The sequence below is a fragment of the Dysgonomonas sp. Marseille-P4677 genome, assembly GCF_016652235.1.
Taxonomy (GTDB): domain Bacteria; phylum Bacteroidota; class Bacteroidia; order Bacteroidales; family Dysgonomonadaceae; genus Dysgonomonas.
The window spans coordinates 1-14,455 of the sequence record NZ_JAEPKU010000107.1; the positions used below are offsets into that span (position 1 = coordinate 1).

At 35.2% G+C, this 14,455-nt stretch carries 15 protein-coding genes; 11 read left to right on the top strand and 4 right to left on the bottom strand.

Features of this window, described 5'->3' with window-relative positions; all coding sequences use genetic code 11:
- Nucleotides 1-35 precede the first annotated feature (35 nt).
- Nucleotides 36-1,373 carry an NADP-specific glutamate dehydrogenase gene (gene gdhA / locus JGH11_RS15115; protein ID WP_201113195.1) on the bottom strand — a complete coding sequence of 446 codons (1,338 nt, stop codon included), beginning with the start codon at nt 1,371-1,373 and terminating at the stop codon, nt 36-38.
- A gap of 184 nt (nt 1,374-1,557) precedes the next feature.
- Between gdhA and epsC the strand changes: the two genes are divergently transcribed.
- From epsC to JGH11_RS15170, 11 genes are all read left to right on the top strand, one after another.
- The gene (gene epsC / locus JGH11_RS15120) at nt 1,558-2,379 is read left to right on the top strand and encodes a serine O-acetyltransferase EpsC (RefSeq protein WP_236264023.1); all 822 of its coding nucleotides are present in this window, start codon (nt 1,558-1,560) and stop codon (nt 2,377-2,379) included.
- Nucleotides 2,380-2,491: 112 nt separating this feature from the next.
- The gene (locus JGH11_RS15125; RefSeq protein WP_201113197.1) at nt 2,492-2,947 is read left to right on the top strand and encodes a hypothetical protein; all 456 of its coding nucleotides are present in this window, start codon (nt 2,492-2,494) and stop codon (nt 2,945-2,947) included.
- 287 nt (nt 2,948-3,234) lie between these two features.
- Nucleotides 3,235-3,840: a hypothetical protein gene (locus JGH11_RS15130; protein WP_201113199.1), complete on the top strand. Its 606-nt coding sequence runs from the start codon at nt 3,235-3,237 to the stop codon at nt 3,838-3,840.
- A gap of 2 nt (nt 3,841-3,842) precedes the next feature.
- A complete protein-coding gene (locus JGH11_RS15135) occupies nt 3,843-4,139 on the top strand; it encodes a transcriptional regulator (protein WP_201113201.1) in 297 nt (98 codons plus the stop codon).
- A gap of 65 nt (nt 4,140-4,204) precedes the next feature.
- Nucleotides 4,205-5,569: a cell envelope integrity protein CreD gene (creD, locus tag JGH11_RS15140; protein WP_201113203.1), complete on the top strand. Its 1,365-nt coding sequence runs from the start codon at nt 4,205-4,207 to the stop codon at nt 5,567-5,569.
- A gap of 191 nt (nt 5,570-5,760) precedes the next feature.
- Nucleotides 5,761-7,065: a Na+/H+ antiporter NhaC family protein gene (locus JGH11_RS15145; RefSeq protein ID WP_201113205.1), complete on the top strand. Its 1,305-nt coding sequence runs from the start codon at nt 5,761-5,763 to the stop codon at nt 7,063-7,065.
- A 258-nt stretch (nt 7,066-7,323) separates the two neighbouring features.
- A complete protein-coding gene (locus JGH11_RS15150) occupies nt 7,324-7,923 on the top strand; it encodes a PspC domain-containing protein (protein ID WP_201113207.1) in 600 nt (199 codons plus the stop codon).
- Between the two features lie 8 nt (nt 7,924-7,931).
- Nucleotides 7,932-8,267, top strand: a complete 336-nt coding sequence (locus JGH11_RS15155) for a PadR family transcriptional regulator (RefSeq protein WP_201113209.1) — start codon at nt 7,932-7,934, stop codon at nt 8,265-8,267.
- Nucleotides 8,268-8,278: 11 nt separating this feature from the next.
- Nucleotides 8,279-9,784 carry a PspC domain-containing protein gene (locus JGH11_RS15160; protein WP_201113211.1) on the top strand — a complete coding sequence of 502 codons (1,506 nt, stop codon included), beginning with the start codon at nt 8,279-8,281 and terminating at the stop codon, nt 9,782-9,784.
- 175 nt (nt 9,785-9,959) lie between these two features.
- Nucleotides 9,960-10,433, top strand: coding sequence for a hypothetical protein (locus JGH11_RS15165; RefSeq protein WP_201113213.1), 474 nt, complete (start codon nt 9,960-9,962; stop codon nt 10,431-10,433).
- 170 nt (nt 10,434-10,603) lie between these two features.
- Entirely contained in the window at nt 10,604-11,572 is a 969-nt protein-coding gene (locus JGH11_RS15170; protein ID WP_201113215.1) for a tetratricopeptide repeat protein, read from the top strand.
- A gap of 12 nt (nt 11,573-11,584) precedes the next feature.
- On the opposite strand, the gene JGH11_RS15175 is transcribed toward JGH11_RS15170, so the two are convergent.
- From JGH11_RS15175 to JGH11_RS15185, 3 genes are all read right to left on the bottom strand, one after another.
- Entirely contained in the window at nt 11,585-12,166 is a 582-nt protein-coding gene (locus JGH11_RS15175) for a DUF1287 domain-containing protein (protein ID WP_201113217.1), read from the bottom strand.
- Nucleotides 12,167-12,269: 103 nt separating this feature from the next.
- Nucleotides 12,270-13,247, bottom strand: coding sequence for an alpha/beta hydrolase (locus JGH11_RS15180; RefSeq protein WP_201113219.1), 978 nt, complete (start codon nt 13,245-13,247; stop codon nt 12,270-12,272).
- A 152-nt stretch (nt 13,248-13,399) separates the two neighbouring features.
- Nucleotides 13,400-14,200, bottom strand: a complete 801-nt coding sequence (locus JGH11_RS15185; protein ID WP_201113221.1) for a hypothetical protein — start codon at nt 14,198-14,200, stop codon at nt 13,400-13,402.
- Nucleotides 14,201-14,455: the final 255 nt, after the last annotated feature.

Consider the following 14,455-nt stretch of genomic DNA (forward strand, 5'->3'; position numbering starts at 1 on the left):
GACTAAAGGGCTCTTTCCGATTGATTTTAAAAAAGTTATATAACACCTTGTGCCATCATAGCTCGGGCCACTTTCATAAAACCGGCGACATTGGCACCTTTTACATAATTGATATATTGTTCGTTTCCTTTACCAAATTTGAGACATTGTTCATGGATGTTTTTCATAATCTCATGCAGCTTTTTATCTACTTCTTCGGCAGACCATTGGATATGCATCGCATTTTGACTCATTTCCAATCCAGAAGTTGCCACACCACCGGCATTAACAGCTTTTCCCGGAGCAAATAATATTTTCTTTTCTATAAATAGATCTACTGCTTCGGCTGTACAACCCATGTTAGAAACTTCTGCTACACATGTAACGCCATTATTAATAAGTGTTTCGGCGTCATTTAAGTTCAATTCGTTTTGAATAGCACAAGGTAAAGCTATATCTACTTTTTCTAACCATGGTTTTTTGCTTGCATGAAATACCGAGTTTGGATATTTCTGGGCATATGGAGCTACAATATCATCTCCTGAATTACGAAGTTCGAGCATGTACTCTATTTTGTCTCCACTTATTCCCTCAGGGTCATAAATATAACCGTCAGGTCCTGATATAGTAACAACTTTGGCCCCGAGTTCTGTAGCTTTCGTTACGGCACCCCATGCAACATTTCCAAAGCCGGATACAGCAACAGTCTTGCCTTTCAGATCTATATTTTTAGCATTTAACATTTCTTGAACAAAATATAATGCACCAAATCCTGTAGCCTCAGGACGTACTAGTGAGCCTCCATACTCCAGACCTTTGCCTGTAAAAGTACCGGTGTTTTCACGAGCCAGTTTCTTATACATTCCGTACAGATAGCCAATTTCGCGTGTTCCTACGCCTATATCTCCGGCAGGTACGTCTGTGTCGGGTCCAATGTTGCGCCAAAGTTCCAGCATAAAGGCCTGACAGAATCGCATGATTTCGGCATTTGACTTTCCTCTTGGGCTAAAATCTGAGCCGCCTTTGCCTCCACCCATTGGTAAAGTGGTAAGTGCATTCTTAAACGTTTGTTCGAAGCCTAAGAATTTTAGTGAGGAAAGATTCACAGAGGCATGAAATCTCAGTCCTCCTTTATATGGGCCAATAGCATTATTGAATTGTACTCTGTATCCTAAGTTTACCTGGATATCTCCTTGGTCGTCTACCCATGCTACACGAAAAGTGAAAATCCGATCTGGCTCAACCAAACGTTCTATGATACGGTTCTTTTCGAATTCAGGATGTTGATTATATACATCCTCAATGGATACAAGTACTTCTTTTACTGCTTGTAGAAATTCATTTTCACCAGGGTGTTTTGCCTCTAAGGCTGATAAAATGTTATCTATTTTCATTATTTTAACAGTTAAATAGGTTGTTTATATTACACAAATGTAGAAATAAACAAATTAAATATCAGTCTGATTTTTTCTCTTTTTTTGATTGAAAAACATGATTTAAAACATAGAAAAAAAATGAACAATTATCTTTCTATCCTTTCTGTTTTTAATTCTTACATTTGTCTCAAATAAAGCAGGAATGATGACTAATATATATGAAATTGCAAGGAAACTGAGAGCTGAGTCAAAGCATTTGCCAATCAATAGAATTGAACTGGAAGAGGCGTTAAATACTCTTATTCATAGAGTATTGTTTCCTATATGTGATCAGGAGAAATCGAGGGAGAAAAAACTTTATTATTTTTATTCGATTTTGGTAGAAAATATATCTGCATTACTTGATCGGGCGACTGCCGAAAGTATATTAGATAGATTTATCTCTGCATTACCTGAATTACAGGACAAGCTATTTGATGAGGCGAACGTTTATTATGAAAATGATCCTGCTGCGAAATCAATAGAAGAAGTTATTCTTACATATCCTGGTTTTTTTGCTCAGGTCGTTTATCGTATATCTCATGAGTTCTATAAGATGGAGACTCCGATTATTCCAAGATTATTTTCAGAATATGCACACTCTAAAGTAGGCATTGATATAAACCCTGGGGCTCAGATAGGAAAAGCTTTTTATATAGATCACGGAACCGGTATAGTTATCGGAGAAACCACTGTGATTGGCGATAATGTGAAAATTTACCAAGGTGTAACGCTTGGTGCGTTATTTGTAACCAAAGGCCTTGCAAATGAAAAACGCCATCCTACCATCGAAGATAATGTTGTTATATATGCCGGGGCGACGATATTGGGTGGTAAGACAATTGTTGGCCACGATTCTACGATTGGGGGAAATGCATGGCTTACCAAAAGTGTTGTGCCATATTCGCTTGTTCAACAAAATTCGGAGATCAGGATACATAGTACCTTAAATAATGGAGAACATGTGATTGATTTCTCTATTTAAAAGATTTAGTTTTTATTTGTTATAATAATTCCTCATTATAAAAGAAAAAATAATAAAAAGGATAATAATCTAATATTTTTCTAACTTTGTACAAATTAAATCTATCAGCCACATGGGATCAGGAGCAAACAGGGATACTTCCACTTTAATAAAAGACACTTTCAAGCAGGCTATAGATAGTCTTGCAAATGATTATAAAGGCAGTTCATTGACGGATATCTTTATCACAGTAGATAAGGAAAGTGGTGAAGTTGCATTTTATGATGATGAAGAAAATAAGATTGCCGAGATTGTTATTTTCAACTGGGTGGATAAAGTTGATGAATTAAGTGACAAAAAAGTAGTGTCTGTTTTGCGTGAGGTGACAGAACAGCTGGATAGTGAAGATATGTTTTCATCACTGGATTTATTTAAACCTTTCTCTGTTAATTATGCTGATGATAATCTTGTAGTCAAAGAAGAATTATTATTAATAAGTGAAGATTCTATTGTAAAAATAGACAATGATTTGATGGAAAAATTTGATCGCGAATTCGATGAATTCTTAGAGCGATTATTAAAAGATTAGTTACTTTTTTATATCACCATTTATTACTTCACTCTATTTCAGAACTTGCTTTTCCTTTTTTTGTGGCTAAATTCTCTCTTCAATAGGCAAAATTGTCTGTGATAAGGAGAACGTAAATCTTCCCCCAAAAGATACTTTCTAAATTCTTTATTTCTATTCTCTATTTTCGAGAGTTGAGTTTTAATCTCAATCTGAGTAAAATAATTATAAAAGATTTGAGAATTTCATACTTAACTATTGCAGATATAAAATATATCCACTTACTTTGTGTTTCAAAGTGAATTAATATGGATACAAATTTAGATGATATAAGACACATACGTTCCATGATGGAGCGGTCGAGCAAATTCTTGTCATTGAGTGGAATGTCGGGAGTATCAGCAGGGCTATTTGCCTTGATTGGAGCCGGAATAGGATATTTTATATTATCAAAACAATTCACTTTTTCGGGTAGCCTTCTATACGACTTTGTTATCTTGGCGTCTCTTGTTATAATCTGTGCAGGAGGTTCTGGCTTATTTTTTTGTATGCGTAAAGCAAAGAGAAATGGGTCGAAACTATGGCTTCCTGTAACAATCCAGATACTTAAAGATTTTTCTATTCCAATGTGTGTTGGAGGTTTGTTTTGCATTATCCTTATTTTTCAGAATGCAACACGTATGGTTGCTCCTTCGATGTTGATCTTTTACGGACTTGCACTGATTGCTGCCGGATCGCGTACTTATCGTGATATCAGAGTGCTTGGTACATGTGAAATCATACTGGGGTTGCTTGCCGGAATATTTGTGTATAACGGTTTGCTGTTCTGGGCAATTGGATTCGGAGTATTACATATAGTATATGGGATTTTAATTTATTATAAATATGACATGAAGTCTGCAAAAAACGGTTGATTATGAAAGATATTATATCAGGATTGAATAAAGTCTTCGACAGCCGTGTGCGACTGGGTATAATGTCTGTACTGATGGTAAATGATAGTGTAGACTTTAATACAATGAAAGAATTACTTGATGTTACTGATGGTAATCTTGCGAGCCACCTTAAGGCTTTAGAAAAAGAAAGTGTAATAGAGGTTAAGAAGCAGTTTATAGGGCGAAAGCCAAATACTTCTTATCAGGTTACACCCCTAGGAGAGAAGCTTTTCAAAGAACATATAGACGCACTTGAAAAACTAATTAATCCCCTCTGATATTTTTTTTAATTACAAGCTTTGAAATTCAAAGAACTTTTATTTATATACTAAACTAAAGCATTATGAAAACAAACTTTGGTGCAAATGTGGATATGATTGTTGTAAAAATTATTGTAGTTGCGGTTTTAGCCGTAATTATGTTATTACCTATTACAATGATAGAAAACTTGATTGAGGGTCGGGAGCAAAATCAGCAATCGGCTCAGGAGGATATAACCAATAAATGGGGTGGGAGCCAGTGTATAACAGGTCCTGTTTTGGTATTGCCTTACGAGAGTGGATTGGACAAAAATCAAAATCCTATAATCAATTACGCTTATTTTTTGCCTGATGATTATAAGGTTGATGGAGAGATTAATACTGAAGAGCGTTCACGTACGCTTTTCAATACTTTGGTGTATCAGTCAGACTTGAAGATTAGTGGAAAATTTGCTTTGCCGGACTATGCAAAGCTGAATATTAAATCGGAACAAGTAAGATGGCAGAACGCCTTTGTCTTATTGGGTATACCGTATTTACAAGGAATAAAAAGTAAGATTAACTTTGTGGTAAATGGTAAGCCTCTGGATGTTCAGCCTGGAGTAAGGAGTAATAATGTCATAGACTCTGGTGTAACAATTAATATGCCCATCGATTCATCTGCTCAAATCTTTGAGTTTAGCTTCGACTTAGGCTTAAATGGTAGTGAAGGCTTGTATTTTACTCCAATAGGAAAAGAGAATCGCATTCATTTAAAATCGCCATGGAATACCGTTTCTTTTAATGGGGATTTTTTGCCTAGCGATCGCCGGATAAACGAACAGGGCTTTGATGCTAGTTGGAATGTTTTCGATTATAATCGAAATTATGTGCAAATGTGGACAGGAGGCAATGATGTATTGAAAAAATCTAATCTGGGAGTTGATTTCAAATATCCTGTGGATAAGTATCAGATGACTATGCGTTCGGTAAAATATGCCATTATATTTATTGTTTTAACGTTTGTAGTTTTCTTTTTGGTGGAATTATTAAGTAAGAAGAGGATACATCCAGTACAATATTTGTTGGTCAGTTGTGCTTTGGTCTTGTTTTATACTTTACTTTTAGCGATATCAGAACATCTTAGCTTTGGCATATCTTATCTTATAGCTGCTGCAGCGACAACCTTGCTGATAACAGTATATTCTACTACGATGTTTCGGAATATGAAACAAACAACCATTATGGCGATGTTTCTTATAGCTCTTTATGTTTATTTGTATATCATATTACAACAAGAAAATATGGCATTGTTATTCGGTGCAATAGGCTTATTTGTAGCATTGGCTGTGGTGATGTTTGTTTTGCGTAAGGTAGATTGGTATAAAGATCGAGAAAATAGAAATAATGTAAATGTAGAAATTGAGAAGGATGAAGATTCTTCGATTCATATATATACAAGAGAATGATATTGAAAATGTGAATTAAGGTTAGTTCGTCAACTCAGTAGGGACATAAGGCATATGAGTAATTATATACCTTGTGTCCTTTTTATTGTTATTTAGAATCTTATTTGATACAGGGCAGGCTTTCGAAGACGATTTTTAATTAAATTGATATTATCTTTGCATCCGGTTATCAAAGAATAATATTATTACCAATGAGTTCAAATAACAAGTGGTATCACTCCAAGGGCTGGGCTTTGATGCCTCTAGCTGTTTTCTTCTTATTATATGTTTTGACTTTTATCTTTACAGGAGACCTGTATCAGATGCCTGTTTCTGTAGCATTTATGACAGCTTCGTTAGTTGCTATTTTATATTCAAAGGGAGGGCAGATATCGAATCGTATTACGCAATTTTGTCGGGGAGCAGCTAATGAGACCATAATGTTAATGGTTGTTATCTTTATATTGGCCGGGGCATTTGCTGGAACGGCTAAATCGATGGGTGCAGTCGATGCTACAGTGAATATGATGTTGTACCTTCTTCCGCAGCAAACAATTCTTGCCAGTGTTTTTATTGCGGCATGTTTCATATCTATGGCTATGGGAACATCTACAGGTACTATTGCAGCATTGGCGCCAATTGCAGTTGGCGTTTCATCCCAAGCAGGTTTGGATTTGCCCATGATGTTAGGGATTGTTGTTGGTGGTGCTATGTTTGGAGATAATCTGTCTTTCATATCTGATACTACTATTGTCGCTACACGTACACAAGGGTGTCAGATGCAGGATAAGTTTAAAGTAAATATTCGCATTGTTTTTCCTGTTGTTCTTCTTGTTATTTTACTATACATTTATCAGGGTCTTGAACTGACAGGAGGTTCTTCTGTATCATTTGAGGATGTTGAGTGGTTGAAGGTCCTTCCTTATTTAGCCGTATTGATTACAGCATTGGCCGGTGTGAACGTGATGATTGTCTTAGCTCTAGGTATTGTTTTGTCTGGTGTGATTGGTTTAGCTACAGGAGGTTTTGGTGTTTGGGACTGGACTGCTGCGATGAGTAAGGGGATAGTTGTCGATATGGGGGAACTCATTATTGTTTCACTCATGGCCGGTGGAATGTTTGAATTGATCCGTTTTAACGGAGGGGTTGATTGGTTGATTAAGAAAATGACGCGTAACATTAGATCGAAACGCTCAGCGGAGTTTTCTATTGCAGGACTGATCTCTTTAACGAACCTATGTACAGCCAATAACACTATAGCATTGATTATAACGGGCCCTATTGCTAAGAATATAAGTGATAAATTCGATTTGGATAATAGGAAAGTGGCCAGCTTGCTTGATACTTTTTCCTGTTTTGTTCAAGGCTTAATTCCTTATGGAGCGCAGTTGTTGATTGCTGCAGGTTTAGCAGGTGTTAGTCCTATGGAGATTGTACCTTATTTATATTATCCCTTATTAATAGGATTTGCTGCAGTAGCTTCCATCATTTTTCGTTACCCGAAAAAGTATACTTAACATAGCATTAAGATAATTTTTGTCTGTTTTATTCTATACTAAGGTCATGGGATATGACTTCACGTATAATAAATTTCAACTTTTATTATTAAAATAAGTTAAATATATTGACTTGTCGTTTTGTTAATATGTTTATTATTAGCTTTTTAAATGCATGGTACTAATCCTTAATTAGTATTATGTATTGCATAGTACCAAATAATATTTATATATTTGCAATACAAACAACTTGGTATAGTAATTAAATGAAGATAAGTTATGAGAAAAGTTATTGAAGTCAGTATAGGAGGCGTCAATTTTACAATGGAAGATGATGCCTATTTCAGATTAAGAGAATATTTGAAGAGATTCGAAGAAACCATATCTGACAAGAATGAGGCTCGTGAGGTAATGGAAGATGTTGAAGCTCGTGTTGCTGAACTATTTCAGAAGGAAAAGAAATTCTCAAATCAGGTAGTGGATATGAAGCTTGTGCAGGTCGTAATTGATCATTTGGGCGAAATTGAATCAAAATCAGATAAGTCTAATGTGAATATCGATCCTAATCTCAATAAGCAATCTAAGTACAATAGTTATGAGCATGATTACATAAGAGGAGATAGGAAGTTTTATCGTGATATTGATGATAAAATGCTTGCCGGGGTATGTAGCGGGATTGCTATTTATACAGGGATAGATGTGACTATTATCAGGGTGCTGTTTGTTGCATTAGCTTTTGCTTATGGGAGTACTGTTCTTGCGTATGGGATACTTTGGATTGTATCTCCTAGAGCTCAAAATGTTGCTCAAAAGCTCGAACTTAGGGGGTATGCTCCTACGGCTGAGAATATTAGAAAATTTACATCACAACACAAATAATGCACATCATGGAAACTATAAATGTAGACAATATAAAAGCACAAATGCGCAAGGGGATACTGGAGTATTGTATTCTTAGTATCTTATCGAAAGGTGATGCATATGTATCATCTATTATTAACGAATTGAAAGATTCGGAAATGATTGTAGTAGAAGGTACTCTTTATCCTCTTCTTACTCGTCAGAAAAATCAGGGATTGCTAAGCTATAGATGGGAAGAGTCTACTCAGGGACCTCCGCGGAAATATTATGAAATTACTGATAAAGGCAGGGCTGTATTAGGGGAGTTAGATTCTGTATGGGCAGATTTAGTCAGGGTTATAGATAATATAAGGAACAAATAAATCATAATACAATGAAACCGACAATAAGAGTAAGTATAGGTGGTTTAGCTTTCAATTTAGAGGAAGATGCATATCAGGTTCTTGAAAATTACTTGAGAGCTTTGAGGAAGCATTTTATGGGAAATGTGGAAGCTGATGAGATAATTGCTGATATAGAACTGCGCCTTAGTGAATTGTTACAAATGAGGGTGAGTGGCATTGATGCTGTTGTTTCGGTTGAAGACGCTTTGGAGATAACGAAGATTATGGGTAATCCTAAGGATTTTGATAATTCAGAGGCCGACACAACGGATGAAGAGGGTGCCCCTAAAAAAAGTTATTCACAAAGCTCGTTTGGAGGTGATGATGCATCTCAGGATTTTTTTAAGAAAAAGTTATATCGGGATGAAAGTAATAAGATTTTAGGAGGTGTATGTAGTGGGTTAGGGCACTATTTTAAGATTGATCCGATAGCGATTCGGATTTTTATTGCCGGAATAATATTCTTATTTAGTTTTATATCGTTCAAAATTGTTGCCACGATCATACTCACCTATGTTGTACTTTGGGTGGTAATGCCTGCAGCGAAAACATTCAAGCAAAAAATATCCATGGCTGGGGCTGATCCTTCGATTGAAAATATAGAAAATAGATCGCAACCTGTTTCCCGAGAATATAAGGGGTCTGCAATAGGAACTATATTAGGAGTGTTTCTTAATATAATTGTAGCCATTGTTGCTGTTGTAACATCGCTCGTTATTGCTGGAATAATAATTTCCTTTATATGGTTTTATCAGGATACGGAAGTGTTTGGTCTGGCCAATTATCTTGTATTGCTAGGTTATAATACCCTCAACTTTAAAATAGCACTTATTTTAGCGGTCATTATTCCTATAGCAGGCTTTCTTCGTTTGATGATTAAAGTATTGAAGAGATCTTCATTTACAAGTAGTACTTTGGTTAGCTTTGTGGTAGGGTTAATTATTTGGATTGGGGCCCTTTGCTATTTAGGGAATAGAAGTGTGAAATTTGCATATTCTCATAGGGACCAAGAAACTTCAGTAGAAAATGTTTTATTAGACACAACTTCTGATACCTTATATGTTGAATTAGGAAGCCAATATCTGGCCGCAGAACCCCAACCAAACAATCCAGCCGTTTTTTATAGAGGAGATAAGTTAAAAGAAAGACAAGTTTGTATCTTACCTAAAGTTAGGATTGAAGAAGATACTTCATTAACAAACTATAAGGTTGAGATATTAAAAAAGAACTTTGGGAAAAATTATGTTTATGCAAAAAGAAAGTTGGCTTCACAGCGTCTCGATTATGCAATAACTGATTCATTGATAGTACTGAACCCAGCATGGTATGATAATGCTAACCCTTGGAATATGGAGACTTTCGAAATGGTTATATCTGCACCTTCAAATAAGCAGGTCATAGTCAATACTCCATTAAATGATTCTTATTTTATCAATCATTTTAGATTCAGTGATTATGATTATTGCGGTTATCATTACAATTTTGATTTTGATTGAACTTCTTTTGAATGTTTTGTCATAAATATGAGTATTTCATATAAATAATGAATTTAAGTTTGGTCGGATAAATGCTTTATCTTTTTATCTGACTTTTTCTTAAAAGATGCAATATTATTCTATTTTTATCGTTTATATTTTGTAACTTTGTGAAATAACCTTAATAAGATGGGTTATGAGAAAGATATATCAAAATTATTTAATAGTATTACTGACTTTTACTTTCCTCTTATCATCATGTAGCAGTGATGATGGTATCAGTACGAAAAGTATTGAAGGCCATTGGATATACGTGGATACCAAAGCCGAAGTATATATGACAGATCCATCACTTCAAGTAATCGTGAAAGATTATATTGAAAACAGATATAGGTCTTATCAGGTAAGCTATGAATTTAAGAATGATAAAACTTATTACTACTATCTGAATTATGCAGAGCCTATAAAAGGTATCTACAAAATGATTGATAAAGATTTCTCAAAAATGGACGATCAACGTGGAGTCAGAAATGTAGTAAGAGAATCTAATTCTATCTTTGTTATATCTGATATGAAAGAAGAGGTCGTACGAGAATTAAATATAGATGAGAATAAAATAATAAAAGCTACAGCAACAGATTCTTTTGAGCGGGGCTTACATTCTAATTGATATTTTAGTTCTCCTTTAGGATAAAGTTTGGAAGAGAGTTTGGTGACAAACTCTCTTTTTACATATATGATAAATACATTAACGAAAGCTCTGTATATTTCTATTTTTTAATATCTTTGTTAGCGCAATATTTTGCAAATGGTCTTGTTCAATAATTACATATGGCATATATGGTATATAGAATATACACAACAATACAACATTCTTTTAAGATTTTCCTCCCTGTTTTTGTTATAGTTCTACTGTCTGCAAGCGTTACTTCATGCGGGCTATTTGATAATGAACTCAAACAGGACGAGCATTTGGCTGAGTATAGACGTCAGATGAGTAAAGTCCTTGATAGTTTGGATAATCACAAAGAACGTATAAAAGCTTTCGAAAATATTCTGGAGCAGATAGCAATCGATGAAGCCCTTATTACTCCACGAAAGAAGAATAACTTACTGATTGAAGGTAATACCTTCATTAGTAATGAGTATCTTAATATGTCCAAATATAAAAAAGCAATTGATTATACCAATATAGTTATAGGCATTGATTCTACGTCACCGAAAGGATTTTACAGTAGAGGGTGTATTTACCAGGTTATGGAGGAGGACAGTCTGGCAATACTGGACTACACTAGGACTATTAAGTTGAATTCAGACTATACCGATGCTTATTATAATCGTGGCATTATTTACGAAGGGCAAGGTAAGCATGATGAGGCATTGAGTGATTATAGCAAAGCAATAAAGCTTAACCCTTCGTATGTTGCTGATGTGTATAATAATAGGGGTAATGCCTATTTGGCGAAGCAGAATTATGATAAAGCTATTTTGGACTACGATAAAGTAATAAGTATTGATACAGCCAATGTAAACGCTTACAGCAATAGAGCCAGTGTATATGTTCTGAAGGAAGAATACTCAAAGGCTTTAGCCGATTGCAATAAGGCAATTGCATTAGACTCTACAAATATAGATTCGTATGGCAGGCGGGCCTTGATATACGAATTGTTGAAAGAATCGGAAGAGGCAATCGATGATTATGAGAAAATAATAGATATAGATCCCCACTATAATAGTGAGATGCACGAGCAAGCCCGAAAAGCGATAAAGAGGCTGAAGAGCCATACGAAGACAAAGAAGAAATCGTAATAATTTCTTCTTTTATTTATAGCGATAGTGCCCTGTTATTTTGAAACTGAAGAGGCAATCTTCCAAAACTTGCCCCCTGCCGATATTATGAACAATTAGTGGACGTTTAGAATCGCTCGTTTTCCGATCAGTTACTATTCCTATGTGCGTAATACCACCTCCCAGATCCCAAGTCACGATATCACCGGTCTGATAATCTGCTCCTTTATCTGAGATTTTCTCCACAGTACCAAAGCGAGAGAAGAACATTGCCTGGTTGAGAACCCTGCGATGATCTATATTCTTATCAGTACGTTTCATTCCCCATTTCTTAGGATATTTGTGAAAATTGGCTTTCATATCCTCATGTATTTTTTGTTGTAAATCTATGCCTAGTTTTCTATAAGCACGTATTACAACATCAGTACAGACTCCTTTATTTGTAGGGATGTCACCGTTTGGATAAGGGATAGAATAATAGCTGGGATCATAAGTAACCTTGTCTTTGGTGAGCTCAATAGCAGCATCTGATAAGCGCTTGTAGAAATCATCTGTCTGAGCATATATAGAAAGACTCAGCGTGCATAGTATTAGAAATAATTGCAGTTTTCGCATGTCGATGTTATTACTTACGAATAAAAATATTGACATATTATCCGGTATGCAAATTTATATTAGATAATTTATTGTTCGAACTATTTTCAATTTATTTCAGCTATTAATTATAAACATCCATTTCCTCCAATTTACTGAGGAAAGAATGGATTATATCCCTCCACTCATCATGATATTTCAATAGATATGTTTCGTGCACAGACTCCGAGAATATTTTTAGCTGTTTGTGTTCACTGCCGATATGATCGAATATCTTCTGGGTCTCATCTTGAGGTATATAAGGGTCTTTCCCTCCACACATCAGCATTACCGGCACATTGATTTTTTTGCCAAAAATCAGTGGGTTAGCTTCGAATGCATCAAAACCATTTATTTTCCCGAACCAAAAAGTAAACATGTTCGTTATTGGGAAATGGGGAACATGTAGCTTATCAAGCCTTGCGTTCACTGTTTCGGTAAATGTGGCATAGGGGGCTTCTAATATAATAGCTTTTACTAAAAGATTGTAGTCGTGCTGAGCTTTCATGATAGCTACAGCTCCCATCGAAAAACCAGCTAATATAATATTGTCTTCTTGCAATTCATTTATGGCAAAATCGTGTGCTGATTTAACGTTTTCGGCTTCCAGATATCCCATTGTTGTTTGGTTCCCATAGGAGGTACCCGCACCCATAAAATTGACGAGTAATACGTCATAACCCTCATTTAGGTATATTTCGGATCGGTCAAGCATAGATGACTTCTCATCCATATACCCATGAAATGCGATGACTAATCCCTTTTTCATAGAATTGGTATGTAATAGCCAGGCATCCAGATGCTTTCCTTCTCCTGCAGGAATATATAATGAATCATAAGGTTGTGTTGGGTATAGTTTGGTTGTTGGTTTTGGCATGTCGAGCCCTAAAATTGCTATTCGGATAGATTCGGTAAATCCGGGCTTGTAATCAGGAGTTAATGGTGGTATTCCTTCCTTGAAATGAGAAAGGCTATACGCCTGAACAATAATAGCTATGTTGAGTAGTATAAATATTATTATTGCAAAGCTAAGCCCTATTTTTAATGTTTTCCTTAATCTCATTCTCTGTAGAATAATTTTTATTTTTAACTAAAAAGTGACAAACTTGTACAACTTTGAGTTCATTTCTTTCCCTATCATCTTCTGTTGCTAAAGCAATTACTTTATAGCTATGAAGATATAATATAGATAAATCAGTTTATAGTAAGTTCTCATTATTTAGTGTAAAAAACGGGTGCAAAATAGGGGCGGTTAACCCATTTTCCATTAAAAGGATTTAATTCTCTTATAACTCCACCTTCTATTCCAAACTTTTCGGTAATTTTTAATTCTATGGTACCTCCATAATATGTTTGTGGATACATATTCATCATCGGTCCTTGCACTCCGTTTCTACCACCGTAAACAGAATATTGTCCGTAAGCGTTTAGTCGTATACGATCGTGTAGGATAAACTTGAGCGCACCGCTAACTCCTACGTCGTTGTAATGCCCCATTCTATTATTGTCGTTGTTGTAAAGGTTTATGAAGTTGTATTTCGAGCCGTATGGTCCGGCAGATATTCTTAGCCAATCGAGAGGTTGATAGTTGAAGTTCATTCCTATCGATCTTACAGCTCCTAACGAAGGATAAGTATTTTGTATCGATGAGGATGTTATCCACATATTATCCGAGAAGGTATAGCCGGAATAATAGGAATAATCATTTGCAAATGGAAATCTTGTAAACTCATTGCTTTCTAAAGGAGGGCCGAGATAGACGTCTATCGGAGGAAATTTTAAATCCATAACCTTATTGACACCTTTCTCCCGAAGTGCTTCATAATCAGAAACGATCTTGTTCTGAAATTTATAACCCGTCTCGTTCTTATTATTAAAGTTCAGATAATTATCCAGACTTTCATTCAGATCTAAATTTCCTTTTTTTAGTGGAGGAAAACTATCTTTGGGTATCTCTGTTTGCCCGTAAGCAGAAGTAGAGATTATGAATAATAATATATAAAACAGATTTTTCATAACTATCTCTTTTAGTGTGTGAATAATACGTTGATATATTTGCTATGCCGAAGGTACGAAGTATTTGTTTTTTTTGTCTTAGAGATTCCTCTTATTGCAGGTCTAGCAAGTAGAGGATTATCATTATTCAGCTTTAACTACTTACTTCAACTGTAAAGCTAATAAATTATTGTGATATTAGAGAATAAATTTTCGAAAGAAATATGGCTAAATAGGTGGATGTTCTTTGATTAATAAAGTATATATTTTTATTAT